22 protein-coding genes and 2 pseudogenes are annotated in these 22,959 nt (G+C 57.3%); 8 read left to right on the forward strand and 16 right to left on the reverse strand.

Annotation, left to right across the window (positions count from 1 at the left end):
• Positions 1-80: 80 nt before the first annotated feature.
• Positions 81-1,040: a hypothetical protein gene (locus J2Y63_RS32225; RefSeq protein ID WP_435269370.1), complete on the reverse strand. Its 960-nt coding sequence runs from the start codon at positions 1,038-1,040 to the stop codon at positions 81-83.
• A gap of 515 nt (positions 1,041-1,555) precedes the next feature.
• Here J2Y63_RS32225 and J2Y63_RS32230 point away from each other — a divergent pair.
• The 4 genes from J2Y63_RS32230 (at position 1,556) to J2Y63_RS32245 (ending at position 4,718) form a co-directional block, all read left to right on the forward strand.
• Positions 1,556-2,776, forward strand: a complete 1,221-nt coding sequence (locus tag J2Y63_RS32230; RefSeq protein WP_435269371.1) for a replication initiator protein A — start codon at positions 1,556-1,558, stop codon at positions 2,774-2,776.
• Positions 2,777-2,785: 9 nt separating this feature from the next.
• A complete protein-coding gene (locus J2Y63_RS32235) occupies positions 2,786-3,013 on the forward strand; it encodes a hypothetical protein (RefSeq protein ID WP_435269372.1) in 228 nt (75 codons plus the stop codon).
• A 341-nt stretch (positions 3,014-3,354) separates the two neighbouring features.
• A complete protein-coding gene (locus tag J2Y63_RS32240) occupies positions 3,355-3,651 on the forward strand; it encodes a hypothetical protein (protein ID WP_435269373.1) in 297 nt (98 codons plus the stop codon).
• Positions 3,585-4,718 (forward strand): right-handed parallel beta-helix repeat-containing protein, encoded by a 1,134-nt coding sequence (locus J2Y63_RS32245; protein ID WP_435269374.1) that lies wholly within the window; start codon positions 3,585-3,587, stop codon positions 4,716-4,718. Before J2Y63_RS32240 ends, J2Y63_RS32245 begins: the two co-directional genes overlap by 67 nt.
• Before the next feature lie 88 nt (positions 4,719-4,806).
• Here J2Y63_RS32245 and J2Y63_RS32250 read toward each other — a convergent pair whose 3' ends face one another.
• From J2Y63_RS32250 to J2Y63_RS32270, 5 genes and pseudogenes are all read right to left on the reverse strand, one after another.
• The gene (locus J2Y63_RS32250; protein WP_435269375.1) at positions 4,807-7,584 is read right to left on the reverse strand and encodes a cadherin domain-containing protein; all 2,778 of its coding nucleotides are present in this window, start codon (positions 7,582-7,584) and stop codon (positions 4,807-4,809) included.
• A gap of 419 nt (positions 7,585-8,003) precedes the next feature.
• A pseudogene (locus J2Y63_RS32255) lies at positions 8,004-8,246 on the reverse strand (recombinase family protein); the annotation flags it as partial.
• Between the two features lie 72 nt (positions 8,247-8,318).
• Positions 8,319-8,627 (reverse strand): hypothetical protein, encoded by a 309-nt coding sequence (locus J2Y63_RS32260; protein ID WP_435269376.1) that lies wholly within the window; start codon positions 8,625-8,627, stop codon positions 8,319-8,321.
• Complete coding sequence (locus J2Y63_RS32265) at positions 8,627-9,310, reverse strand: AAA family ATPase (RefSeq protein WP_435269377.1); 684 nt, start codon at positions 9,308-9,310, stop codon at positions 8,627-8,629. The genes J2Y63_RS32260 and J2Y63_RS32265 overlap by 1 nt, the downstream gene beginning before the upstream one ends.
• An 854-nt stretch (positions 9,311-10,164) precedes the next feature.
• The gene (locus tag J2Y63_RS32270; RefSeq protein WP_435269378.1) at positions 10,165-10,800 is read right to left on the reverse strand and encodes a hypothetical protein; all 636 of its coding nucleotides are present in this window, start codon (positions 10,798-10,800) and stop codon (positions 10,165-10,167) included.
• Positions 10,801-10,937: 137 nt separating this feature from the next.
• On the opposite strand from J2Y63_RS32270, the gene J2Y63_RS32275 reads away from it, so the two are divergent.
• On the forward strand, positions 10,938-11,180 hold the full coding sequence (locus J2Y63_RS32275; RefSeq protein WP_435269379.1) for a helix-turn-helix domain-containing protein: 243 nt from the start codon (positions 10,938-10,940) through the stop codon (positions 11,178-11,180).
• A gap of 181 nt (positions 11,181-11,361) precedes the next feature.
• Here the strand turns inward: J2Y63_RS32275 and J2Y63_RS32280 are convergent, their stop codons facing one another.
• The 3 genes from J2Y63_RS32280 to J2Y63_RS32290 are packed head-to-tail and all read right to left on the reverse strand — an operon-like array spanning position 11,362 to position 13,683.
• Positions 11,362-11,736 (reverse strand): hypothetical protein, encoded by a 375-nt coding sequence (locus tag J2Y63_RS32280; protein ID WP_435269380.1) that lies wholly within the window; start codon positions 11,734-11,736, stop codon positions 11,362-11,364.
• A complete protein-coding gene (locus tag J2Y63_RS32285; RefSeq protein ID WP_435269381.1) occupies positions 11,726-13,390 on the reverse strand; it encodes a type IV secretory system conjugative DNA transfer family protein in 1,665 nt (554 codons plus the stop codon). Before J2Y63_RS32285 ends, J2Y63_RS32280 begins: the two co-directional genes overlap by 11 nt.
• Positions 13,387-13,683, reverse strand: a complete 297-nt coding sequence (locus tag J2Y63_RS32290; protein WP_435269382.1) for a mobilization protein — start codon at positions 13,681-13,683, stop codon at positions 13,387-13,389. Before J2Y63_RS32290 ends, J2Y63_RS32285 begins: the two co-directional genes overlap by 4 nt.
• Before the next feature lie 261 nt (positions 13,684-13,944).
• On the opposite strand from J2Y63_RS32290, the gene traA reads away from it, so the two are divergent.
• Positions 13,945-17,643 (forward strand): Ti-type conjugative transfer relaxase TraA, encoded by a 3,699-nt coding sequence (gene traA, locus J2Y63_RS32295; RefSeq protein WP_435269383.1) that lies wholly within the window; start codon positions 13,945-13,947, stop codon positions 17,641-17,643.
• A 120-nt stretch (positions 17,644-17,763) separates the two neighbouring features.
• Here traA and J2Y63_RS32300 read toward each other — a convergent pair whose 3' ends face one another.
• The 4 genes and pseudogenes from J2Y63_RS32300 to J2Y63_RS32315 all read right to left on the reverse strand — a co-directional run bounded on the left by J2Y63_RS32300 (position 17,764) and on the right by J2Y63_RS32315 (position 20,000).
• Positions 17,764-18,342, reverse strand: coding sequence for a carboxymuconolactone decarboxylase family protein (locus J2Y63_RS32300; RefSeq protein WP_435269384.1), 579 nt, complete (start codon positions 18,340-18,342; stop codon positions 17,764-17,766).
• A gap of 176 nt (positions 18,343-18,518) precedes the next feature.
• Positions 18,519-18,830, reverse strand: a pseudogene (locus J2Y63_RS32305) (pyridoxamine 5'-phosphate oxidase family protein); the annotation flags it as partial.
• A 266-nt stretch (positions 18,831-19,096) separates the two neighbouring features.
• Entirely contained in the window at positions 19,097-19,450 is a 354-nt protein-coding gene (locus J2Y63_RS32310; protein ID WP_435269385.1) for a hypothetical protein, read from the reverse strand.
• Positions 19,451-19,796: 346 nt separating this feature from the next.
• Positions 19,797-20,000, reverse strand: coding sequence for a cold-shock protein (locus tag J2Y63_RS32315; RefSeq protein ID WP_435269386.1), 204 nt, complete (start codon positions 19,998-20,000; stop codon positions 19,797-19,799).
• 237 nt (positions 20,001-20,237) lie between these two features.
• Between J2Y63_RS32315 and J2Y63_RS32320 the strand changes: the two genes are divergently transcribed.
• Positions 20,238-20,486, forward strand: a complete 249-nt coding sequence (locus J2Y63_RS32320) for a type II toxin-antitoxin system VapB family antitoxin (protein WP_435269387.1) — start codon at positions 20,238-20,240, stop codon at positions 20,484-20,486.
• Entirely contained in the window at positions 20,483-20,896 is a 414-nt protein-coding gene (locus J2Y63_RS32325) for a type II toxin-antitoxin system VapC family toxin (protein ID WP_435269388.1), read from the forward strand. The genes J2Y63_RS32320 and J2Y63_RS32325 overlap by 4 nt, the downstream gene beginning before the upstream one ends.
• Before the next feature lie 219 nt (positions 20,897-21,115).
• On the opposite strand, the gene J2Y63_RS32330 is transcribed toward J2Y63_RS32325, so the two are convergent.
• The 3 genes from J2Y63_RS32330 to J2Y63_RS32340 form a co-directional block, all read right to left on the reverse strand.
• On the reverse strand, positions 21,116-22,189 hold the full coding sequence (locus J2Y63_RS32330; protein ID WP_435269389.1) for a nucleotidyltransferase family protein: 1,074 nt from the start codon (positions 22,187-22,189) through the stop codon (positions 21,116-21,118).
• Positions 22,190-22,274: 85 nt separating this feature from the next.
• The gene (locus J2Y63_RS32335; protein WP_435269390.1) at positions 22,275-22,511 is read right to left on the reverse strand and encodes a DUF6894 family protein; all 237 of its coding nucleotides are present in this window, start codon (positions 22,509-22,511) and stop codon (positions 22,275-22,277) included.
• 53 nt (positions 22,512-22,564) lie between these two features.
• On the reverse strand, positions 22,565-22,861 hold the full coding sequence (locus tag J2Y63_RS32340) for a sigma factor-like helix-turn-helix DNA-binding protein (RefSeq protein ID WP_435269391.1): 297 nt from the start codon (positions 22,859-22,861) through the stop codon (positions 22,565-22,567).
• Between the last annotated feature and the right edge of the window lie 98 nt (positions 22,862-22,959).

Consider the following 22,959-nt stretch of genomic DNA (forward strand, 5'->3'; position numbering starts at 1 on the left):
TGCTTTCTGGGCGTCGTAGTCAGCCGCATTCTCTTTTTGTAATTTCCGCTTTTGGATCTGCTATCAATCAAGGGACACGGCTACACTGTGTCGCAGGTATTCAATCCCAGTTCCATTTGCTGGGGATAGGCGAGCCGATAATGATATCGGCGCGTCTTCTCACGCCCGATTCCCCGGATTTCCTCGCGCCATTCGAACAGCCCACCCACTCTCACCATGTCATTGAAGGCATGCCGACAATAATTGCGAAAGTCGCGGCGAGTTGCGCTCGTTTCCGTTGGTCCAAACAACTCCCGCCCGACCAGTGCGCAAAGCACCTCCTCATCCACAAAAGTGTGCTTTGTAAAGCTGTCAATGTACGGCCAGAAGGACTTGGCATAATCGGACTTGAGGGCAAACTGCACCTCCGCATTGAGGCTGACCAGTTTTAGACTGGTCATGCTCTCCACCATCCATTCCCCGAAAACCACTGTCACCTTACTATCAAGGTTCACGCCTTCGGCGTCGACCGAATGCAGGATGTGCCGCATCTTCAGGGCCGTGTCCGGTGTCCCTCCCTCACGAAGCTTTTCTAGGATTTTCTCCTGACTCATTTCACGGCTCTCGTAGACCGTCATCACAACCTGCATCAACTCCTCAAACGTGAGGACAAGGTTAGCCACGTTGTTGGCATGTTCCGTCAGGTTAAGGCATCGCACCAACTCACGCCATGTAGTGCGAACTTCCAGCAGGTAGGAATACCCAAGAAAACCCTCGCCCATCACTTTCACAGGCTTGGAAGGGAGGCGTAGGAGAGCGTAGAGCGCATCACGATGCTGCGAGCCTAATTCTCGGCCGACCACCTGCACGATAGAATGGTTAGGCACCACGTAAATGCGCCGAAAGCTGCTGTCTGTTATCAGCCCCCGACGTTTAGGAGCAAATGCAGACGTCCTTGTAAGACGGGCCGGAACTTTGGCCGGTTTTTTCCGGCCCTTGCGGTTTTTCAGCCGCTCAATCCGGAGTTTTTGCTTAGGAGATAGAGGGACGTTGACGGACATAGCACATGTTTAGACGTGTTGCGGAACGGCGGCAACAAAAAACGGAACAGAGGCAACAAAACTGCATTATCTGTGTTTTTTTCTCACTCATCTTTGATGGACAGACAGACGGAAGGGTGGCCACAAGAACCGGAACGATGGCCACAAAAGGCGGAGCGGCGGCCACAAAAGGCGGAGCGGCGGCCACAAAAATTGCTGGAAACCTATGAATTAGAAAAGGAATTTAGCGCTTAGAGACTAATTAGAGACTTCAGAGACCTAATAGAGACGATGAAGCGTCTCATTATGGGTTTTTCCTGTTCAGTTTTTCGACCTCCGCTTTCCTTCGGCTAACTCCGGAACGGTGGCCACAAATTATTTAACAGCATTGGAGAGAGATGGGCAAATGGCTCGCGTTCTTGAGCGAGACTTTGATCTGCTCTGGCAGAAGCGGTGTCCCATGTTGTTATATCCTTTTGGTGATATACCCTCCCCGCCAAAGGCATAAGTCTGTTCAACGACAGGACTATCCAAACATGAAAGCTCCTCGCTTTTCCATGATGACGCGCGCTAGCTTCAGCGACTTGTCCTTGCATGAAAAGAACACCTACCTGCAGACCCTTTCCGACCAGTATGCCGACCAGCACGAGCGCGAACGTGTTATGCTCGACAAGGATGCACTGAGCCGGCTACGCCGCTATTACAGCCGGCGAGTTTGGGCCGATCTGAAGCTCGAGAGCCTGAGCGACAACAGGACGGACATGCTGCTCGCCCGGCTCGGCGAGGCAATCCGCAACGAATCCATCAAGGCCGATGTCACCGCCGCCCTGCTGCAGGAGACCACGCCCAAACGCATCCTTCGCACCGCGCCGCAGGACGACGCCCAGCTGATGTTCTTCGTGCCGACGATCTATGACGCGCCGCTGAAGGATGACGTGCACCTCATGGACGTCGCCCCCTTCTCGCTCAGCAAGAAGGCCAATAAGGGCATCATCAAATACGAACTGAAGGACAGTCTCATCACCATCGAGGGCGGTGCGGAAACTGGGCTCGCCACCGTCTTCGACTACGACATCTTCCTCAACATGGTGTCGTACCTCGCCGACGAAGTGAAGAACTACCGCAGCAATGAGGCGAAGGGCTTGCGCCCCAGCCTTCCACCCAAGACCTACCGGCCGAGCACCTCCCATATCCTGAAGTTCTGCCGGCGATCGGACGGCGGAAAATCCTATGAAGATCTCGAAGCCGCCCTCGACCGGCTCGCCAACACCACCATCAAGGTCGTCAACCTTTCCGGCGGCAAGCGCCGCCAGGTGGACAGCCGCCCGATGATCAGCGGTTACAGCGTCGTCAGCCGCACCGGAGCGAACCGCATCGAAACCATCGAGATCAGCATTCCGGACTGGGTCTATACCAGCATCGTGCGCAACGAACGCACGCTTCCCCTCCTCACCCTGCACCAGGATTACTTCCTGATCAGCTCGGGACTCGGCCGCTTCATCTATCGCCTGGCGCGCAAGGCTGCCGGCAAGACGGAAGCGACCTACAGCCTCAAGGAACTCTACAAACGCAGCGGATCGGCACAGGAGCTGCGCAAGTTCTCCTACGACCTCAGGGAATTCGTCACGCGGACCCTCGCCTTCCCCATGCCCGAATACGACCTGTCTCTCGAAGACGGCAAGGACGGGGCCGTGCTGCGCATGCGCTACCGCGAGGAGGACGGCGTGGCTCTTTCTCCCCTAATCGCCAACCTTTGATTTTTTGTCGTGGCTCCGTATTTTACCGACGACAAAAATCTGGCGGCCACCCGTACATCACCGACGACAAATTTCCCCGTTCGCCGTACATTGCCGACGACAAAGTCGGTGGCGAAACCCCTTGGTCGAGAAGGCTCAGGATTTTTGTCGAAACCGTATTTCGCCGACAATTTTCCGTACATCGCCGACGACAAACCGTACATTACCGACGACAAGCCGTACATCGCCGACATCTAATGGAGGTAATATATTGTTACAAAAGGGAGAATCGGAACTTTTTCAGCCTAAAACTTATTAAAACTATTAAAACCACCCAAAACGAGGCGACGCCTCTTTTCAATGACATTTTTTGAAATGATTTTTATGTCTTTTCTGCCCCATCAGAAGAAGGGTTTTGACGACAATTCTCCGGGGACAAAAAGTGGAATTTGTCGTGTGTTCTGTAAAATCGGAATTCCGACAACCGTCATTGTATCGCCGTCTTCGGCGGGAAAGCAGGGTCGCACCGAGAGTATCAAGACAGGTTGAAACGGATTAAGACCCTGCATGACGAGGGAAGCTACGATGCGAGACGGACGATGAGCGCCCAAGAAGACGAGAAAGCCGCGCCGACCTGGCGCTTCCTGTGGGAACTGAAGATCGCGGCCCAGTCCGTGACCGACGTTTATGTCAGCCTGTCCCTGCTCGGAGGACACTATGTCAGGGTGGCGCCCAAGGATTTTCTGGATGCCATCAACGATATGCAAGCCGTCAGCGCGACCCATGTCCATCCAAAACGCTTCCAGTTCACGATGGAAAACAGCGTCTTGTGGGTGCATTCCTCGATGATGCCGCGCAAAAGGGTGTCGGCACCTCCGGATGGAAACGCGGCATGACAAGAGCCCCGTACGCCCTGTTTTTTGGCTTGCTGCCGGTCCTGGCGACATTTTGGGCTATCCCCGTCCAGGCACAACCCGCCCCTGTCTGCAGCGCGGAGCAGTTCGAAGCGTTTTCCAGAAGCAACCGTCCTGGAAAGCAGATTTCCATCGATTGCAGCCTGACCCTGCCAAAAGGTTTTGAGGTCTCGGCCAACATGGTCTTCGAAGGCTCGAAAGCGTCTCACGCCGTGCTTGACTGCGCCGGCGGCACGATCGACGTCTCGGGCAACAAATCCCGGATGGGCAGGACGGCGATCATCGTCCGTTCCGTACAGCGGAAAGATGGCAGCTGGGACGCGCCGGAAGGCGTCACCGTGCGCAACTGCACCATCAAGGGTTTCATGCGGGTCTATGGCCTCGACGAGAACGCCAATGGCCCGAACATGAAGGAGTCTTCGCGCCATCCCGATCACACGGAATTCACCCAGGCCGCGGCCCCCAAGCACACGGCCTTCGAAAACCTCACGATCATCGCTCCCAATGGCATTTCGCTCTATGTCGGGCCAGGATCCATGTGGACGAAGCTCGTGAACTCGCGACTGGAGGGCAAAACCGGAGGAACGGCTATCTATCTCGATGCCGAGTCCGGCCGAAGCACGATCAAGGACAATGTCTTCGACGTTGCGACGAAAAGCCGGGAGCTGATCGCCATCGATGGATCGACACGAAACAAGATCCTCGGAAACACCTTCTACAATCCCGTCAATGGCGGCATTTTCGCTTATAGAAACTGCGGCGAAGGCGGCGTGATCCGCCATCAAACGCCCAACTTCAACATCATCACCGACAACAGCTTTGTTTACAGCAGCAGGGATATCAAAAAGCCGGCCGTCTGGCTCAACTCGCGCAACGGCAAGCAGCGCTACTGCTTCATCGATCGTCGTTATGACTTCGGCAGCAGTAAAAACTCGATGGATTTGGCCAAGAAGAACGTCGTAAGCATGAACAGGATCGTTGGTGGCGACCTGGGGCTGATCCGCAACAACGATGCCTCCAACGAGATCTACGACAATTTCGCCGAATAGCCGTAAGCTATTGAAGTCCTTATGCGGAAAGAGAAGAAACGCCGCGCCTCCGGGTGAAGACGCGGCGTTCCGATTGTAAATTCCCCTATCAGAGGATGAAGTAGTCCTTCAGGAACGTCTTGCTGCCAGCGACCTGAATGGCGAAGTCGGCGGTTCCATCGCCATCGACGTCGCCATAGATGAAGGTGTCGGAGGCCGTCTTTTCGAAGCGCAATTCACCGGCCTTGTTGGAGAACTGCTCGGAGCCGATGAAGGCGAAGGCCTGGTTGCCGCTTGAGCCCTTGTTGGCATCAATTCCGGACAGGTCGATGCGATCGCCGGCCTTGCCATCGAAGTCGAGGATCGTGTCGCGGCCGGACGTCTTGACGGTCGAGTCGGCAAGCGTGTTGAACACGAACGTGTCCCTGCCGGCGCCGCCTGTGAGCAGGTCCGCCCCCTTGCCGCCGACAAGCCTGTCATTGCCGGCTCCGGCGTCGATGAGATCATTACCCTCCCCGCCGCGCAGCTTGTCATTGCCTTCGCCGCCCTGGAGCTCGTCTTTGCCGACGCCGCCATAGAGGTCGTCGTTGCCTTCGCTGCCATAAAGCTCGTCGTTACCGCTCCCGCCGTAAAGCACATCCCTTCCAGCACCGCCGTAGACGATGTCCTTGCCGACGCCGCCATAAAGCTGGTCGTTGTCAGTACCACCGAAAAGTTCGTCGTTGCCGGTTCCACCGAAGAGGATATCCTTGCCGGCGCCACCATAGACCTGGTCGTTGCCGGTCCCGCCGAAGAGTTGGTCATTGCCTTCGCCGCCATTCAGCACGTCATGGCCGCCCTGACCGTAGAGCTTGTCGTTGCCGGCGTGGCCGAGCATCCTATCGGAGCGGCTCGTCCCCAGCATAGAGTCGTCGCCAGCCGTTCCTTCGATGATGTCGGAGACTTCCGGAGTTCCGATCGTCACGGTCTCGTCGGCGAATTTCAGCTTTTCGATACCCTTGATCGTATCGACGCCGTCATTGCTGCCGGTGCGCTTGTCCGTGACTGCCCAGGTGCCGTTCGTGTTCTCCACCCAGGTGTAATCGGCCTTGTTGCCGTTGAGCACGAAGGTGTCCTCACCGAGGCCGCCGTCGATGGTGTCGTTACCGCCATTGCCCTTGACCGTGTCGTTGAAGCGGGTGCCGACATAGGTATCGGCACCCCTGGAACCGACGACGTTCTGGGCAAACTGCTTCAGGTGCTGCAGGTAGAGCGCCAGGCGCGCTGTATCGCCATTGGACCCATACATGTGGGCAGTGGTGAAGTTGTGCACCTCACCGGTCGCGGAATCCGCATTCGCGCTGTTGGCGAGATCCAGCCCGGTGATCTTGAGCAGCGCAGTGCCACCCGTGAAGGAACCGCTGCCGTTGAACGAACCCGTTCCACGCATGCCGTACTCGATCGTGTTAATCTCGCCGGCAATGCGATGCGTGTTGATGTCGTAGCCGAGGGAGCCGCGCGCGGTAACATATTTTGAAGTGGCGGTCGTACCGTAGTTGAAATAGGCCTCGGTTCCGCTGAAACCGCTGCCATTATCGAAGCCCGGGAAGCTCGTGCTGGTCGTGCCCGCGAGGAAGCCGCCGGTGAGGAAGGTGTCGAAGTTGATGCCATTCGAGCCGGAGGCATCCATGGTGATCGTGCCGCGCGACTGGTCGGTTCCATCGGCAACATCGCCGACGGCAACAGTGAAGGACTTTTCAACCTCGTTGACGCCATCCGAGACCTTGACTTTGACCAAGTGGATGGAAGCGGTTTCGTAATCGAGTGCGCCGGCGACCACGAGCTGCGTCTGGCCATTGCTAGTGACGAGCTTGAATTTGCCCCCTGCATTGTCCGAGAGTGTATAGGTGAGCGGCTTGCCTTCCGGATCCGTCGCCGAGAGGGTGCCGACGACCGTATCGACGACCGCATCCTCGTCGATGCTCGACTTCGAAAGCGCAAGCCCGGTCGGCGCCAGGTTGGCGTCGCCGATGACCAGTGTCACATCGGAGAATTCGACGTTCTCGATATTGGTCAGGGTGTCCGTACCATCGGTGGTGCCGGTCGTGCGCAGATCCGTTACCGTCCAGCTGTCATCCTGGTTTTGGGTCAGGGTGTAGTTGGTGCGGGTGCCGGTAAAGATTGCCGTGTCGTTGCCGCCGGCGCCATCCAGCGCGTCGTCTCCGGCATTGCCCTTCGCGGTGTCGTCATTGGCCGTGCCCTTGTAGGTGTCGTCCCCTGCCGAGCCCAGGAAGTTCTGGGCAAAGGTGGACAGGAATGCGTAGACCTTGGCGACGTCGCCGGCGAGCAACATGTTGTAGAGCGCGTCAACCGGGTTGTCGATCGGAACTCCATTGACAAGCTTCCCGTTGGTATCGGTTCCTGGTGCTACATCGAGGTCGAAACCGGTGATCTTCAATTCCTCTGCCAAACCCGCGATGAGACCATTGACACCCAGTGTAGAGTCCCCTGTGGTGACGCCTTGCACCCATTGACCAAAGGTCATGCTATCTATGGCGCCAGAGATTCCATGGCTGCCAAGAGTAGGGTGATGGATTCCGTCATAGGCGATGTCTTGCCCTTGAAGCAGTAATCGGGAAGAGCTTGTCCCATATTTGAAGGCCAGCTGATCGCCATTCATATAGTATGGTTGACCGCGAAATGTATCTTGAGTTCCCCCATAAAAGTCGGCGCTGCCTGGTTTCGTCAGGGTCTTGAAATAACCCGCGATATAATCGACGGCACCCGGATCGGCCGCGACCACATTGGTCCCGAAAGCTATACCGGCTGCACCTAAACTGCTTGCATCAATCGTGATTGCCATCTGATAGTCCTTCCCAACACAAAACACGCGCGTGCGCCCGGACACGGGGTGCGCGCGGCTATAAACTGATCGGAGCTATGTGCTGAGTATTCGCGTCAGCTCGTCCGACAGTGGAAGTCGGCGCGGATGGGCTTGATGCGCTGGCGGGAGGTAGGGCTGGCGATGTCCTGCATGATATGCAGCCTTCCGGATATCCGAGTTAGGGCCGTGCCCGCGTATCGGCTTGACCGACGACAAGGCATATTTTGTTGCGACTCAAAAATGAAGAAAGTGCTGTCGCCAGCGTCCAATGGTGACGGATAAATATTATGATTTTTAAAGTCAACATTAATCATACTTTGCCTGGGATAGGCTGGAAGATTGTAATTGCGGGAACAATTGGCCGTCCCAAAAAGGGACGCTTTGCCTTCATGTGCGTAAATTCGAGGCAGGGGCGAACAGCTGTTCGCCCCTGCCTCCGGCGGTCACTGGGCGCGCATGATCGTTTGCCGTCTGGTGGCATATTTCCTTGCCACAGCCGAAACGCTTAAACCCGAAGCCAGGTCATCTCTCACGTCCTGTTTTTTCTTTTCGCTGAGGGTCGAGGGGGGCAGGGCCGTTCCTTCCAATCTGGCGCGTTTCAGGCCCGATTGCGTGCGTTCGTTCGACAGATCCCGCTCGAAATGTGCGACGGCATTGAGCACGTTCATTGTCATCGTGCCGGCCGATAGAGGCTATAAGCAGTAGAAGTGTAAAGCGTGAATACGCCACCTGAGCCGTGCGGGCGTTGGAAACGAGAATTAGAGGCCTGCTTTTCGCATTAGCTCATCCAATGCTTCGCCATATGACATGCCCGTTTCGTTGCAGTATTGCTTGAAGCGATTGATCACATCGATTGGCGCGCGCACGAAGGCCTGGTCGAGAGGTTCGCTCGCCTTCCGGACGCGTTTTATGCGCTGAACCGGTTCGCGGCTTTGAAAACCTGCCCGTTCGGCTGCCCGGTCGGCAGTATCCTGTTCCTGCGGCGAGACCGACTTTTCGGCTGGGCGGGGGGCGAAGCCGGAAAGGTCAAGCTTCTTTGGTTTGCCAAATCCCAGGTCGCTGGACATCAGGCAGCCCTCTCGGCGGAGCTGGTGCGAAGGAGTTCCAGCACCTCCCCTGTCAGCTGGATGGCATTGTCGATCGCTGCTTCAAGGCCGTTCACTTGCTGGGGATCGAGCTCAAACAGGCTGAGCCGTTCCATGAACATCGCATTGTAGGCTTCCCGTCGGTAAAGGTGCGTGCCTAGCACCGGCAAGTCGTTGCTTCGCATCTGGTCGGCGATCTCGCGCTCGATGCGTCGCGTGAACGGTGGTGGGCTTGTTCGGTTGAAGGCGAGCGTGAAATTTAGCTTACGGCCGATATCCTCCTCGCTTTCCTGAACGAGGCCCACAGCGCGCGCGGCCTGTTTGGCATCAAGCGCGCTTCCCCCCAAAGGAATGAGGGTGAGATCCGCACGGATAATTGCTCTTGAAGCAAGACGGCTGGCCGTGCCCTCAAGATCAACGAAGACAAACTGGGCTTCGGAAGCGGCGGTATTGATCAGGTCGCGGATGTTGCCTTCCGTTGCATCGCTGATGACGTTGAGCGGCAGGTTGCTCTTGCCCGCCCGCCAGTCCGTGATGGGCTTGTTGGGGTCGGCATCGATAATCGTCACTGATCCGCCCTGCTGTGCCAAAGTGGAGGCTATGGCAAGAATCGTGGTCGACTTGCCTGCCCCCCCTTTGGGATTGGCTGCACATATTACCGGCATGGCTCGCTCCTATGCTCTTTCGCATGATCTTTAACAAGAATTCATGAAAGCTTTCTGAATGCAATATTGAAAGATTGCGTCGTGATTTCAATCATGATTGCTAGCCATATGATATGCAATCCGATATCTTTCATGCTATCGTGCTACACGCCCTACTATTGAGTTCGTCGGAAGTCAAAAAGGATGACCGGCTCTTTTCGGGATCGCTGTGTCCTGCTGCTCCTGGGCTCGATCGACATGCGCCGATCACACACCATTACTCTGCGCTTGGTGCAGTCGCTTCCGCCGTATTCCAGAACCACCAATTTCCGCGTCGAATAGCTCGCCTGCGAAACCTCAACCGCCTCCTGATCGAACCGCTCGCATGAAGCTGAACCGGTGCCAGCAATAACGTGCCATGATCGGAGTATTGAGGGCGTGGCCCGTGTAAAGGGCAATGTCGATGTCCCAGCAGCGATTCAAAGGTGTGGAGTGGCCCGGCAAGACTCCCGCGACCTGGACGAGGTCTCGGCCCGGCTGAAGGCCGCCAACATTGCGAAGGACCACTTTTCAGGGGCAGACCACCGGAAAGATTAGGGGGATGCACGGCAAATTCGGTATGTTCGGCGACAACAAGGAGCGGAAAGAGGCGCGGCATTGTGCAAATGCGGTTGCCGCCATTGGAAATACTGCCGAAGGGTGGGAATGGTTTTTTTCTAAAGAATGCACGTGCGAACAATGGCAGCGGAAACAGCGCGATTTGACGGAGCGGATGAGGCATAATACTCGATGTTCTCGAAAGGACGGGCCATCCCGTAACAAGCAATAGTATATATCAACAGAGAGCAGACACCGTGCCGCTTGCCATGGCGATTTTACTGCTTAACGCTAACAATGCGCCTTAACTCACTCAGAATTGAACGCAGAACCTTCACCGGGATTTCCTGCAGGAACATATCTGGACCAGCCATCTCGAGAACACAATCGAGTTTCGCGACCACGTCTAGAAGGGAGCTGGCGGAACTACTCCATAGAGTTTCCGCCAACTCCCACTCCATTCTATCGGCGCTCACCTCCTCCTCACACGCCTGGTTGTATCCGAGCTCCCACCCTTTTCTGTCCCACTCTGCCTGGCGGGACTGTAATTCCGATATCGCGTTATTTCTAATTTCCACCATATCCGCTTGAGGAAGCAATCGCTCGATCTCCTGAGCGGAGTGCGCCAAGACCGGTTTCGCGCCTCCTGGAATGTGTAAAGCCACCATAGGAATCTCTGTGCTTTGCCAAAGCTTCGTTTCAAGATTCTGTTGGAGGACGGTCAGTTCGCGCCGGCGCTGGTGAATGTTTTTCCACTCCCGCCAGAGCGCGAGTAGGGGAGCGTCGTCTACATAAAGATGGTTCGGGGATTGAGCCTGGATTGATGCCGTAGAGGCAACAACTGTTGCCGCAGTGGAAAGCATTTTTCGACGGGTCATCGCGGGCAGAGTTCTGCTAGTCTTGGAATCATCCATGATCCAAGTCTCCTCGCTTGAGTTAAGGTCGCTGCTCTCGTTGGACGCTGCTTGCGATCCGAGATTAATTTCGTAACAGGGATACGATATCTGCCTATGGCGAACAAATCAACAAGTAATCGTATCAAGGTTACGAAATGACTCCCGTTCAGTGTAAGATGGCACGTGCAGCGCTCAGCTGGGGTACTCGTGATTTAGCCAGAAATGCTGGCGTATCACCGGATACAATAGCGAGGCTGGAACGAGGCGAGCGTTTGCGGGACGCGACTGTGGATGTCATTAAAGCTGCTTTCGAAAAGGCTGGCCTAGAGTTCATTCCTGAGAATGGGGGCGGGGTTGGCGTACGCTTTTCCAACCCTTCGGCCTCAAAAGTCGACTAAAGGTTTGTATTGCGTTGCCCCGGATTCGCGACAGCAGGTCGCGCGTGAAATGAAGGAAAGCCTGCCTGATCGTAAACGCGTCGGCGGAAGGACCGTTTTGCGTCCTCGAATTCATCAAAGAGGATGCGAGTGATCCCGCCCGAGCTCACGGCATTTGTTGGCGGGGAAATGGGCGAGACGTTCAGGAAGCATCTGGCTTGAGTTTGAATTTCGCAAGAGGAGCGCCCATGAATGGAGCGAGGCTGTCCCATACCGTGGGCGCGATCTTGAATTGCCGTGCTGTACCGCGTCCCATTGAGTTTTTCCCCATTTCCTCCACCAGTAGCCCCCGTTGGACGATGGGGTCAATCAATTGGACCAGTGCATTTCTAGCCAGACCTGTCATTTCGACAAGCTGGGATAGAGTGATGTTCGAGCCGGCAACATGAAGTTTTTCGATTACAATCATAGTCATAAGAGCAATTTGCTTAAAGCGGGCAGCAGGTGTTTCGGCCTCAAGCGGATTTGCCGTGATCTGTCTCGTGATTATGGTCAGCAAAGCAAGTTCACGTTCCATCGAGCAGCTCCCTGAACTCAAGATCAGCATAATAGGCGAGCTTTCCAGCGACGATAGGCCGTTGGCCGGCAAGGAACAGCAACTGGCCTTGCGTCGGTAGGTTACGCACCTCATCCGGAGTAAGCAAAGGCCGAGCAGTATGTTGCTGGCTGTAGGAGATGCCGGACTTTTCGGAATCGAGCGCCCGGGCCATGGTCTGGAATACGACCGTCTCCTGCCCGAGGAGATCGGAGACAAGGCGGGCGCTGTCGTGATCGTTGACGCCAAAGACCTGAAGCACACCGGCGTTTGAGAAGAAGGTGCCGGCGCGCTGCCCGTAGGTGGCGCGCAGCTGGTGGACATCTTGCAGGATAGGCCAGAGCTGGACGCCGTAACCCGCCATGAGACCCATGGCGCGCTCGACGGGAGCCAAGTGACCGAGGGCGGCGAACTCATCGAGGAGGTAGAGGACCGGCACGACCGGTTTTGCCGGATCGCGTGCCATATCGAGCAGACTCTGGCTGACGAGCAGGCGCAGCCAGCGTGAATAGGTCGAAAGGCGATCGGGCGGCACCACGAGGAAGACGGTCACGTTGCCATGTTTGAGATCGGCAAAGCGGAAGTCCGATCGGCTCAGCACCGTCGCCATGCGCGGACTGTCGAGGAAATGGGTATGGCGCTGCGCGGCCGACAGCACGCCGGCGGCCTCGCGATCGGACTTGCCGAGGTGGCGGTTCGCCGCTCTGGCGATCAGGCCGCCTGCCTCGTCGGAGTCCTGCATGCGCTTGAGCAGGGCGGCAAATGTCTCCGGAGCGACCGTGAGATATTCGCGCAGCGTGCCGAGATGACGCCGGCCGGGAGATTCGACGGCGACGATCTTGAGCAGCAGCCCGGCAATGAGAGCCTTTGCTTCCTCATTCCAATGCGCCTCACCCGCTATGCCCGGTTCATCGAACACGAGGGCGTCAGCCAGCGTGCTAGCGTCTTCAGCGACATCGAGGCTGGACGGATCGAGCGTATCGAGAGGATTGAACGCGGCCGAGCGGATGCCGGTGACGCCGAAGGGGTCGAGGACATGGACCGGCCCGAATTTTTGCCGCGCGCGGCCAGCGATCTTTGCATTCTCTCCCTTGGGGTCGATGCAGATCACGGAGCGATCGGCGGTCAGCAGATTCGGGATGATGGTTCCGACACCCTTGCCGGTGCGCGTCGGGGCCATGGTGAGAAGATGTGCCGACCCGTCATATCGCATGAGGTTTTTTGATTTCGGATCGCGGCCGATGAGCAGACCGGTAACGGATCGGGTGAGCGGATCGATTTCCTTGTTGGTGGCGAAGCGGGCCGAGCCGTGCGTGTCATCCTCCATGTCGCCAAAGTGCAGGATCAACTCGGCGGTGAGGAGCCGGAAGGCGACAGCTGCCATGATTAGCAGCGTCACGAAGTCCCAAGCGGTAACTGGAATGGAACCGGGACCAAATCCCAAATCCCGGAGAATGAAGCGTCCACCCAGGCCGACGATGAACAGGACGAGGAACAGAATGAAGAAGGTCTGGAGCAGCGGCTTCCAGATGCGGAAGGGCATGCTGATCACGTTGAGAAAAGCCCATATCGGATCACGAGTTGCGGCACGCATCATGTTTTTGAAGGCGATCCCAGTAAGTCTGGCTCGAATCATGCCGCGGACTCCGAGCGTTTGCTATTCTCGTTAGCCTCCCCGAGCAGATCAGTAAAAAGCGCCTTATCGTTGTCGCGGGTGAGGAAGCTCGGCAGCTCGCGGCGCAGCCAGTCACCGAGGCGCTTGGTGAATTCCGGATCGTTTGCATTCTCGAGCCGATGTAGGACGAGCGCGCCGAGCAGGACCTTACGACGTGTGTCGTTTGCACGATCCTGTTTCGAAAGTCGGGCCTTCAGTGCCGAGCGCTGTGCATCCAGCTCAGCCAGTCTCTGCTCTATGGATTTTCGCGCCATGATATCTCCCGCCCTTACGAAGGTCAGGTGTGAACATCCAAATCGCCACCCGACATTGATTTATACGAAAACTACTCAACCAAAAATATTTATCAAGCATCAAAATTTGCTATAAATGGGCATAGAGGATTTTGCTGTTGCTTTACCGCTTGCGTTAGACCGTGACCGCTTGAGCGAAGCGATAAAGGTTAAAAGGGCGCACTTACGACTTGCTGCGCAAGTCAGTGCTTGATATCCTCATTTGAGTTTGGAGGATATCGCTTGGCGATCTACCATCTCAGCGCAAAGCCTATCTCGCGGTCATCCGGCCGCAGCGCTGTGGCATCAGCGGCTTATCGTTGCGCTGTTCGCCTGACCAATGAGCGCGATGGGCTTGTGCATGACTTCACTCGCAAGGGGGGCGTGGAGCATACCGAGATAGTGCTTCCAGAAGGCGTTTTGGCTGATTGGGCTCTGGATCGGTCGGCTTTGTGGAATGCGGCCGAGTTTGCGGAAAATCGGAAAGACGCCCGTGTCGCTCGTGAATTCGAGATTGCGCTTCCGCATGAACTATCGGCGGAAGGGCGATTGGAGGTTGCGCGAACGTTCGCTCAGGATTTGGCGAGCCGCTATGGTGCGGCGGTGGATTTTGCGATCCATGCGCCGCATGAGCAGGGCGACATCCGGAATTACCATGCGCATGTGATGATGACGACGCGGCAGGTTGGCGAAGCCGGCCTGGGCGAGAAGACATATCTTGAGCTTAAGAATGCGCGGCTGTTGTCGAATGGCATGGCGACGACCGACATGCAGCTTCGCGACATCAGGCAATCATGGGAGAGCATCGCCAACAGCCAGCTTCAGCGTGAGGGGCTGGATATTCGCATCGATCATCGGTCGCATGCGGAACGCGGTCTTGAGCTTTTACCCACCGAGCATATGGGCGTGCACGCCTCGCAGATGCAGCGGCAGGGGATGACCGTCGAGCGGTCGCGGCTGGACGGGGAGGCGGCGCAGCGTAATGCCGAGTTAATCCGGGAAAAGCCGGAACAGGTTCTGACGCTGATCAGCAATGAGAAGAGCGTGTTCGATCGGCATGACATTGCGAAGACCTTGCATCGCTACATCAACGACGACACGCAGACGTTCCAGAACGCCTTTGCATCTGTCATGGCATCGCCAGCGCTGGTGGAGCTTCAGGCCGAGCGCATCGATCAGGAGACGGGCGAGGTTTCGAAGGCGCGCTATTCGACGCGGGAAATGGTCGATCTGGAATTCGGCATGGCGCGATCGGCGAAGCGGCTGCACCAGGCGCTGAGCCATGGCGTCGATCGGCGGCATGTCGGCCGAGCCATGGAGCGCCAGGACGCGGCGATCCGGAAAGGTTCTGGCGATCCTTCAGCAGGATTGTCTGATGAGCAGCGTCACGCAATCGAACATATTACCGGGCCGGAGCGCATCGCGGCCGTGGTCGGGTTCGCCGGCGCTGGCAAGTCCACCATGCTTGCAGCAGCTCGCGAGGCATGGGAGGCGCAGGGCTATCAGGTGCATGGTGCGGCGCTGGCCGGAAAGGCGGCCGAGGGACTGGAGGAAAGCTCCGGCATCCAGAGCCGCACGCTTGCGTCGTGGTCCCGCGGTTGGGAGCGCGACCGCGGCACGATCGGCCGCGGCGACGTGTTCGTCATCGACGAGGCCGGCATGGTGGGGAGCCGCCAGCTCGCTCGCTTCATCGGAGAGGCCGAGCAGCGCGGCGCGAAGATCGTTCTTGTCGGGGACCATGAGCAGTTGCAAGCGATCGGAGCCGGTGCGCCGTTCCGGGCGATTGCCGAGCAGATCGGCCATGCCGAACTTTCCGATATTCGCCGTCAGCGCCAGGACTGGCAGCGGGAGGCGTCCGTTGCTTTTGCCACCCATAAGACGGCTAAGGGCCTGGCGGCTTATCGGGATCATGGCGACATTCATTTTGCCGCCAGCCAGGACGAGGCGAGGGCCGAGATCGTGCGTGATTATCTTGCCGACCGTGACGAGCGTCCGGATGGCACCCGGGTTGCCATGGCGCATCGCCGTGCCGATGTTAGGGCACTCAATGCCGCTATCCGTTCCGAGCTTCAGGACCGCCATCAGCTGGGGCGTAGCCACGGGCTGAGCGACGGCGAGGAAGTTGGAGAACTGACCTTCCAGACCAATGACGGCAAGCGCGACTTCGCCCCCGGTGACCGGATCGTATTTCTGGAAAACAGCCGCGACCTTGGCGTGAAAAACGGCATGCTTGGCACGGTCGAGCATGTCGAGGCGGGCAGGATCATCGCGCAGCTCGACGGCCGAAGCGGCGATAGCGTCAGCATTCCCACGGACAGCTATCAGGCGATCGATCACGGCTATGCGACGACGATCCATAAGAACCAGGGGGCGACGGTCGATCGAGCCTATGTGCTGGCTTCCGGCACAATGGACCGGCATCTGACCTATGTCGCCATGACCCGTCATCGCGATGGCGCGCAGCTCTATGCCGCTCAGGACGAGTTCACCAATGCTGGCCGCTTGGTCGATCATGGGGCCGCGCCCTATGAGCACAACCCGGAAGCGCGCGCGAGCTATTTCGTGACGCTGGAAAATGACAAGGGCGATCAGCGCACGGTTTGGGGCGTCGATCTCAAGCGCGCCCTGCAGGAGGCTTCACCGCAGATCGGGGACCGGATCGGCCTGCAGCATGAGGGGGCCACTCCTGTCACGCTTCCGGACGGCACGCAAACCGAGCGCAATTCGTGGCGCGTGGTCGAAGGTGGCGAACTAGCCTACCAGCAGCTCGAAAGCCGCCTGGCGCGTTCCGGCGCGAAGGAAACGACGCTGGATTACATCAGGGACTTTGCCGAGCGGCGCGGGATCGCGGAACAGTTCGGGGTCAGAAGCGAGATCGAACTTGCTCCCGCCCCAAAGGAGCGCCAAGACGTTTTCTCCCCTTCGGCCCATCCGGAACGGGAGCAGCAGGATCGGCCATTAGAGCGCCAGCATGTTTACGAGGAACGTGCCGGCGATCCGGCCGGCCCTGTTCGCCGCGAGGATCTCACCTCGAATAACAGTGGCGATCGGCAGGACGGCCGGGAAGGGGAGAGCTCTCGCCGCCTCCGGTGGTCGAAGGTTATGTCGCCGGCTGGCACTGGTGATGGCGGTGTAGCGGCCAGTGATCGGGACGGAGAGCACAACGCCTTGCAGCCAGAGGCCGGCAGGCCCGCTCCCCTGGTGCCCGCGATCACGCGGCACGATCGCAGTATCGAGGAGGTGGCCCGCGAAAAAGCGATGGCCATCATCGAGCAGAGATTCGACACGGTAGAATCTATATCGCGGCACGTATTCCGCGATCCAGCCGAGGTGGCCGGCCGGCTGCGCACCGCCATCATCGAGAAGGAGGGCAACGGCAAGATCATGGCAAAGGCCATGGCCGAGCAGCCGGAGCGGTTCGGGGAATTACGCGGTAAGTCAGGCATATTCGGGGACAACAAGAAGCGGAAAGAGGCGCTGCACTATGCCAGGTCGGTTTCCGCCCATATCGGCTATGTCTCCGAGGCCTGGGAGCGGCGGCTAGGCGAGGAGCGAAAATCCGAAGAGTGGCAGCGCGAAAAGCGTGATGTGGTCGAGGTTCCCGGCCTTACATCGCGTAGCGCCGAAATCATCGCCCAAGCGGAAAAGATGCCGGTCGAGAAGCGGGGCCAGTTTATCGCGGAGCTGCGATCGTCTCCCGAGGGGCTGGCTGCGCTCGAGGAGGTTAAGGTGGTTGCCAATGCACTGACACGTCGGTTCGGCTCTTCCGACCCTCGACATTTCGCCAAGGAGCTCGAGAAGCGTCCGGAGCTGGCCAAACAGGCCGAGCAGATCAAGACGACCGCGCGCATGGTGGAGCGCACGCGCTTTGCTGAGCTGACCCATGATCATACGTTGAAACAGCAGCTCAATCGTACACTTGGCCTTGGTTTGAACCGATAGCAGCTGGCACTCGAACCGCACATTGTTCATGCCGGGTATTTAAGCAAGTGGTGTTTGGTTATGCCAATTCACGATGGGAAATAATCACTGGCGTCGACTGCGGCCATAGATAACGTCCCGCTATTTCACGCCTACGGCCATTTCGGCGCGAACGACAGGATCGCTATCTAGGAACTCGGGCTCGACCCTAGCCCCAACCGCATCAAAGTAACGGCTCATGAAACTGCGGAACGAGGCGGCTAATGCTATATCCGCGATATTGAGATCGGTGAAGCCGACGTTCCTCAGCCTCTGAATATCCGCGTCTGTAATCTGCGACGCGTTCCGCATGATCTGCTCCGTATAAGTCAGCATTTCGATTTGCTGGTTGTCGAGGCCGGCATTCCTAAAGTCCCTCCGGACTGCCAATGTCTGGTCTCGCCCAATCATCCCTGATAACGCACGAAAATAGACATGCGAGCAGTAGCTGGAGGGAACGTGTTGAGCAGCAACGAAAGTTATCAGTCGAAAATTCAGGAGGCCAAGCGAAAAACCATCTCTAATTTGATGCAGCAAGTTTTCGACAGGGATGATGATATCGGGACGGGCGGACCAACATTGGGTCGCCTGCATAATGTGCCCCATGGACTTCGTTTCAGCTTCGTAAAGCGCCGCGAGCTCGCCCGTCGCCTCGCCGGGTTCTATCGTCTTGATGAACATCGCGGCCCTCCACGCCGAAAGTGATCCCGAGACTATCAAGCCTTGGTCGCTGGCGAAACCTCTTGCTTCGGATACGGTGCATACAGCTTCGTCCTCCGTGCAAAAGCAAATGACCTAATGGTGCCAAGGTGATCTATAATATGACATAGAGCTCAAATGGCCCCCTGCAAGACGAATTATGCGTGCTTAGTAAGCGTTCGCTTATATTCCTCTTCAAGATTATCGTCTATTTTGCGCATCTCTTCCTCGCTTGGTGCGCCGGTCGTTTCATCTAGGATGAATTTAATCAACGATGGCATTTCGCTGCGATCCTGAAAACGTTCCGGGTTCCACAAATGAGAACGCCGAAGCGCCTTTGCACAATGTATGAAAACCTCGCGCACCTTAACAATGATACTGATCTTGGGCGAGCGGCCGTTAACACTCATGCCCGCCAGCAGCTTAGGGTCGGTTACGAGGGTCGCGTGGCCATTAACGCGCAAGGTGTTCGTTTTTAAGCAATATTGGCCTCGAAGCCTTTGCTCATATTCACTCGGAAACGGTCGTGCCGGCGTTATCTTGGGTCCTCTTGGCGACTCATGATTAAGTTGCTTCGAGACATACGTTTTCATCGACCTCGACCGAGGAGGCCAAGCCCCTATCGGCGAATGCTCCGAACACTGGAAGGCGTGGGCTCTTAATCGGATCGCGCTCACGTCGGCGACCCACGCGGAGAACCGCTACGTCGAAATCGACGTCGGGAACCGGATCGTATTCAACTTTGCTCCGCAGCGATGGCCGGCTCACATTTGTCGGCAGGGTCTCCACCCTTAGGCTGGATCGTCTGCGTTACCTCGCTGGCTTTGGCGGCGCGAAGATCATCGTCCGTGATATGCAGAAAATTGCCGCTGGTGGTGCCTTCTTGGTCATACTTTTCGCTCGCAATGCGTTCGAGCAAGGTCCTGTGCCGCTTCAACAAACCGACGGGGCCCAACCTGTCCAGATCAAACGCGTGCAGCGTGCTGGCATAGATAAAGACGTCGAGTGTTTCTCCCGCAGGCGTCTGCATCGGCCAGAACAGTCCGAGTTCCTTGGGCGCCGATGCGCCATTTTTTCTGATGAGCGGCATCTCGTTTCTTGCCTGCACTTCTGTTCGGTGTGGAAGCTCCACGCAGCAATGCTACGCGGATCATCGGCTCCTTCGCGTGGGACCAAAACGACTCTGCCCCATACCCGTGTGCCTGGGTAGCGAAGTCAACTGGTCGTTAAGTCAAGCCGGAGCAGCACCCTACCGAAATGACGAAGGGCGCTCAACCCTTTCGGGGAGCGCCCTTCGGACCCGGACGACTACGAACGCGCGACAGAAACACCATCGCTGCAGGCAGTTATCGATTACGGGCAGTGGTCGATAGATGGGGCAGGGACGCTCGGAGTTCAAGACCTGTCATGGCATGCATCTCAGCGTCATGCTCGGATCAGATCGCGCGGACGTTTTCTGCTTTAGACTTTCCAGTCTTACGGTCCTGGCCGAGGTCGTAGCTGACCATTGAGCCGTCACGAAGCGGTCCCCACGACAGAACGCCGGACACGTGCACAAACACGTCCTGCCCGCCATCCTCAGGCGTTATGAAACCAAAGCCCTTGTCCTGGCTGAAGAATTTAACCGTACCGTTTGCCATCGCGATCCTCCAAAGTGGGCGGCTTCGCGCCGCCGCATGACCTTTACTAATAGACTGGCAATCCCGCAGCCGCAGTCATCCGACGGCCAAGGGAACAGCGCTGATACATTTGCAATAAGCATCAAGACCGGATTCGATTTCGCAAGATTTCAATCTACCGCCCTGATGGCTTGCCATCAGATGCCATCTTGATGGCAGAGATGAGAAGGCATATGTGTATGTCCACAGGAGATTGGCATGGCCGCACCACAACTTTCTGTCCGCAGTTCCAAGGCACGCGATTTGGCACATCGACTTGCCCGCCGCGAAAACAGGTCGATTGCCGAAGTGGTTGAGCGCGCTCTCGAAGCCTATGAGGTTCGGGAAGCGGGGCGTGAGCCGGCTTCGAGCTTCTACTCTCGTTTGAGCGCACATGCCGGGACGGACATCGACCTGGAAGTCGTTATTCGCGAACATCGTCGCCCTCATCAAGGCATCGAGCTTTGATCTTTCTCGATACCAACGTTGTCTCCGAGACCCTGAAGAAAGCACCGAGCGAAGCAGTCGTCGCGTGGTTGATACGGTTCGATGCGGAACTGGCGCTGCCCACCGTGACGATTGCTGAGATTGCGTTTGGTATTCATAAAATCAGACCAGATCAGCGTGCTGACCGATTGGAACACGGACTGGGTGAGTGGCGTCATCGTTTTGCAGATCGAATATTCGGGCTGACTGAGGAAGCCGCGCTCGCTTACGGGGAGATCATGGCCACCGCTGGCCGAAAGGGGCGGGCAATGTCGGCTCCTGACGGAATGATTGCCGCAATCGCTCGGGTGAATGGCGGCCGACTTGCGACGCGAAACATCAAGGATTTCGAGACGACAGGCCTCGAATTGACGTCCCCGTGGGACTTCTGAGCCAAGGTCGAGTCCGATTATTTCTCAGAGCCTGAGCCCTCCCGCGAACCCGAATCAAAGGAAAGGGGCGACAAACTCTGCTGCCGACAAACCATGCAGAAAGGTGCATCCAGTCGGAGGCGTGGGCTTCCCTGTGTGGGCACAGTTGGCGGCCTCGGCGTAGCCGAGTGGGCTCGAGGAGGTCGTGCCACTGCGGTAGCAAGGGAGGAGATGTAGTGGCTACGCCTTGCCGAGTTCTTCTGGCTTCACTCCAAGGGCGGCCGCCAACGCTGCCTTGCTGTTGTCTGGCATCATTTTGAGACTGAAGTGGATGCCCTCCTGCCACGCAGCGCCGCGACTCCATGCTTCGGTATAGGCATCTGCCAGCAGATAGCCTTGCTTCGTCGCTTGTAGCGCCTCACAGAGTAGCGAGGCTTGAAGGATGTCCTTGTCCCGCTTCGCACGTCCGAGGCCATCACTGTCCCGTCTCGAGGCCACGATGAGCTTGTGGACAGCATACCGTTCTGGAGCGGGGACATTCACGCTCACACCCTCCCGGTGAAGCAGGACCGTCCGCATCGGCTCGTAGATCAGGTAATCGAGAAATCGCAGGTTTTCCGCCGACGCACCGCCGAGGGCGGGCATGGGGGAGGGCTTGCCCGTGTGTTCGTTCGATCCCCGGTTGCTTGTGAGAAACTCGACTCGGTAGGCGACTGAGTTCACGAAGGCGACGACCTTTCCCTTGTCGGCTTGGTGCGGGACCGCCCGAAATGTCGGATCGACCGATCGCAAGACTTCAAGGATAGGCGGCAGGCTGTCCTCGACGCCCGCCGAAATCGCGAAATCCTGCGCGAAGTCCACATCGCCTGTCTGGATAGCCGAATTTGGGAGCCGGACGCCGATCAGACCAGAATAGCAGCTAAAGGCCACGGAGCCGATCAGGACCGCACGAAGACGGAAGAGGCCCGCGTCCGCGAGCGCCTTCGTAACCTCGCCCGCGAAACGGTCAGGGGAGGCCATACCGCCGCTACGGAGAAGCATACCGACGAGTCGCCGGCGCTCGCGAATGTCATCCTTGATTTCCTTATGGGCTTTCACCCGAGCGGTGATGTCGGCATCATCTTCGGGACCGACATATCTGCGCTTATCCTTCCCTGCAGGAGTAGGGAGATCGAAATACCAATAATTCCGCCCCTTAACCGGGACCGTGACAAAGCGGCCCTCAAGGGGGAAGTCCGCTTGGAACTGGGCATCGAATGTTCGCTGCGCGAGTTCCGCGAACGCTGTGCGATAAATCAGGTCGATTTGTTTCATCGCGCGCGCCTTCCGTTATAATGCTAAGGACAAAACATTATAACGCGCCCGTTCTTTGTCAACCAATGGCGCTTGCCGACAATAGCTATTGTAAACGAAGGGCTATTTGGAAAGGTAACGTTTCGACCAGTTCTCCTTTCTCATCCGTTATTTCAAACCGTTGGCCATCAATTACCTCGTCGTTTAGCAATTTCTCGGCCAGGATTTCGCGGGCCGCCATGCGGGCGTCGATGACCGCAGCCTCGATCGTATCGAACACCGTGCCCTGGGGATCAATCTCAAGCTCGTCGCCGTCTCGGATATGGAAATAAAATCTCGGCATTTTCTCTCCATTTCTCCGGCGAAACCCCGGACGCCTGTCTTTGTTCCGAGACTTTAAATTTCAGCCCCAATGCGGCTTTCAAGGAGCTTGCGCGCACGGTGGACCCTGCTCTTCACCGTACCGATCTCACACCCGCACCGCTCGGCCGTGTCGATGTAGCTCACTCCCGAGGCTACCAGAAGCAGTGTTTCCCGATTGCGAGCCGGCATTTCCGTGAGCGCATTCTGCAGCTCATGCTGCCGGACGGCCCATTCCTGTTCCGGCTCTCGTGATACCCGCTCCGCGGCATTCAGGTCGACCAGGGGCTCGCGTAACCGCCGGGCATATTGGGTATTGAACGTGTTGCGCATGATCGTAAGCGCCGTCCTGACCCCACCTTCCGGATCAGCTTATGATTGTCGATGTTCAATCTCGAAAGAGGGCTTGGACATATGTCGATTTCAGAGCT

Source organism: Shinella sp. BE166 (assembly GCF_051201095.1).
Lineage (GTDB): Bacteria > Pseudomonadota > Alphaproteobacteria > Rhizobiales > Rhizobiaceae > Shinella > Shinella lacus.

Coding starts and splice junctions, on each gene's coding strand:
- J2Y63_RS32240 (WP_435269373.1), top strand. CDS start 3,355: ATGAGCGCCCAAGAAGACGAGAAAGCCGCGCCGACCTGGCGCTTCCTG.
- J2Y63_RS32290 (WP_435269382.1), bottom strand. CDS start 13,683: ATGGCGCGAAAATCCATAGAGCAGAGACTGGCTGAGCTGGATGCACAG.
- J2Y63_RS32320 (WP_435269387.1), top strand. CDS start 20,238: ATGGCCGCACCACAACTTTCTGTCCGCAGTTCCAAGGCACGCGATTTG.
- J2Y63_RS32270 (WP_435269378.1), bottom strand. CDS start 10,800: ATGGATGATTCCAAGACTAGCAGAACTCTGCCCGCGATGACCCGTCGA.
- J2Y63_RS32340 (WP_435269391.1), bottom strand. CDS start 22,861: ATGCGCAACACGTTCAATACCCAATATGCCCGGCGGTTACGCGAGCCC.
- J2Y63_RS32260 (WP_435269376.1), bottom strand. CDS start 8,627: ATGTCCAGCGACCTGGGATTTGGCAAACCAAAGAAGCTTGACCTTTCC.
- J2Y63_RS32225 (WP_435269370.1), bottom strand. CDS start 1,040: ATGTCCGTCAACGTCCCTCTATCTCCTAAGCAAAAACTCCGGATTGAG.
- J2Y63_RS32265 (WP_435269377.1), bottom strand. CDS start 9,310: ATGCCGGTAATATGTGCAGCCAATCCCAAAGGGGGGGCAGGCAAGTCG.
- J2Y63_RS32330 (WP_435269389.1), bottom strand. CDS start 22,189: ATGAAACAAATCGACCTGATTTATCGCACAGCGTTCGCGGAACTCGCG.
- J2Y63_RS32280 (WP_435269380.1), bottom strand. CDS start 11,736: ATGGAACGTGAACTTGCTTTGCTGACCATAATCACGAGACAGATCACG.
- J2Y63_RS32230 (WP_435269371.1), top strand. CDS start 1,556: ATGAAAGCTCCTCGCTTTTCCATGATGACGCGCGCTAGCTTCAGCGAC.
- J2Y63_RS32315 (WP_435269386.1), bottom strand. CDS start 20,000: ATGGCAAACGGTACGGTTAAATTCTTCAGCCAGGACAAGGGCTTTGGT.
- J2Y63_RS32310 (WP_435269385.1), bottom strand. CDS start 19,450: ATGCCGCTCATCAGAAAAAATGGCGCATCGGCGCCCAAGGAACTCGGA.
- J2Y63_RS32285 (WP_435269381.1), bottom strand. CDS start 13,390: ATGATTCGAGCCAGACTTACTGGGATCGCCTTCAAAAACATGATGCGT.
- J2Y63_RS32335 (WP_435269390.1), bottom strand. CDS start 22,511: ATGCCGAGATTTTATTTCCATATCCGAGACGGCGACGAGCTTGAGATT.
- J2Y63_RS32300 (WP_435269384.1), bottom strand. CDS start 18,342: ATGTTCATCAAGACGATAGAACCCGGCGAGGCGACGGGCGAGCTCGCG.
- J2Y63_RS32275 (WP_435269379.1), top strand. CDS start 10,938: ATGACTCCCGTTCAGTGTAAGATGGCACGTGCAGCGCTCAGCTGGGGT.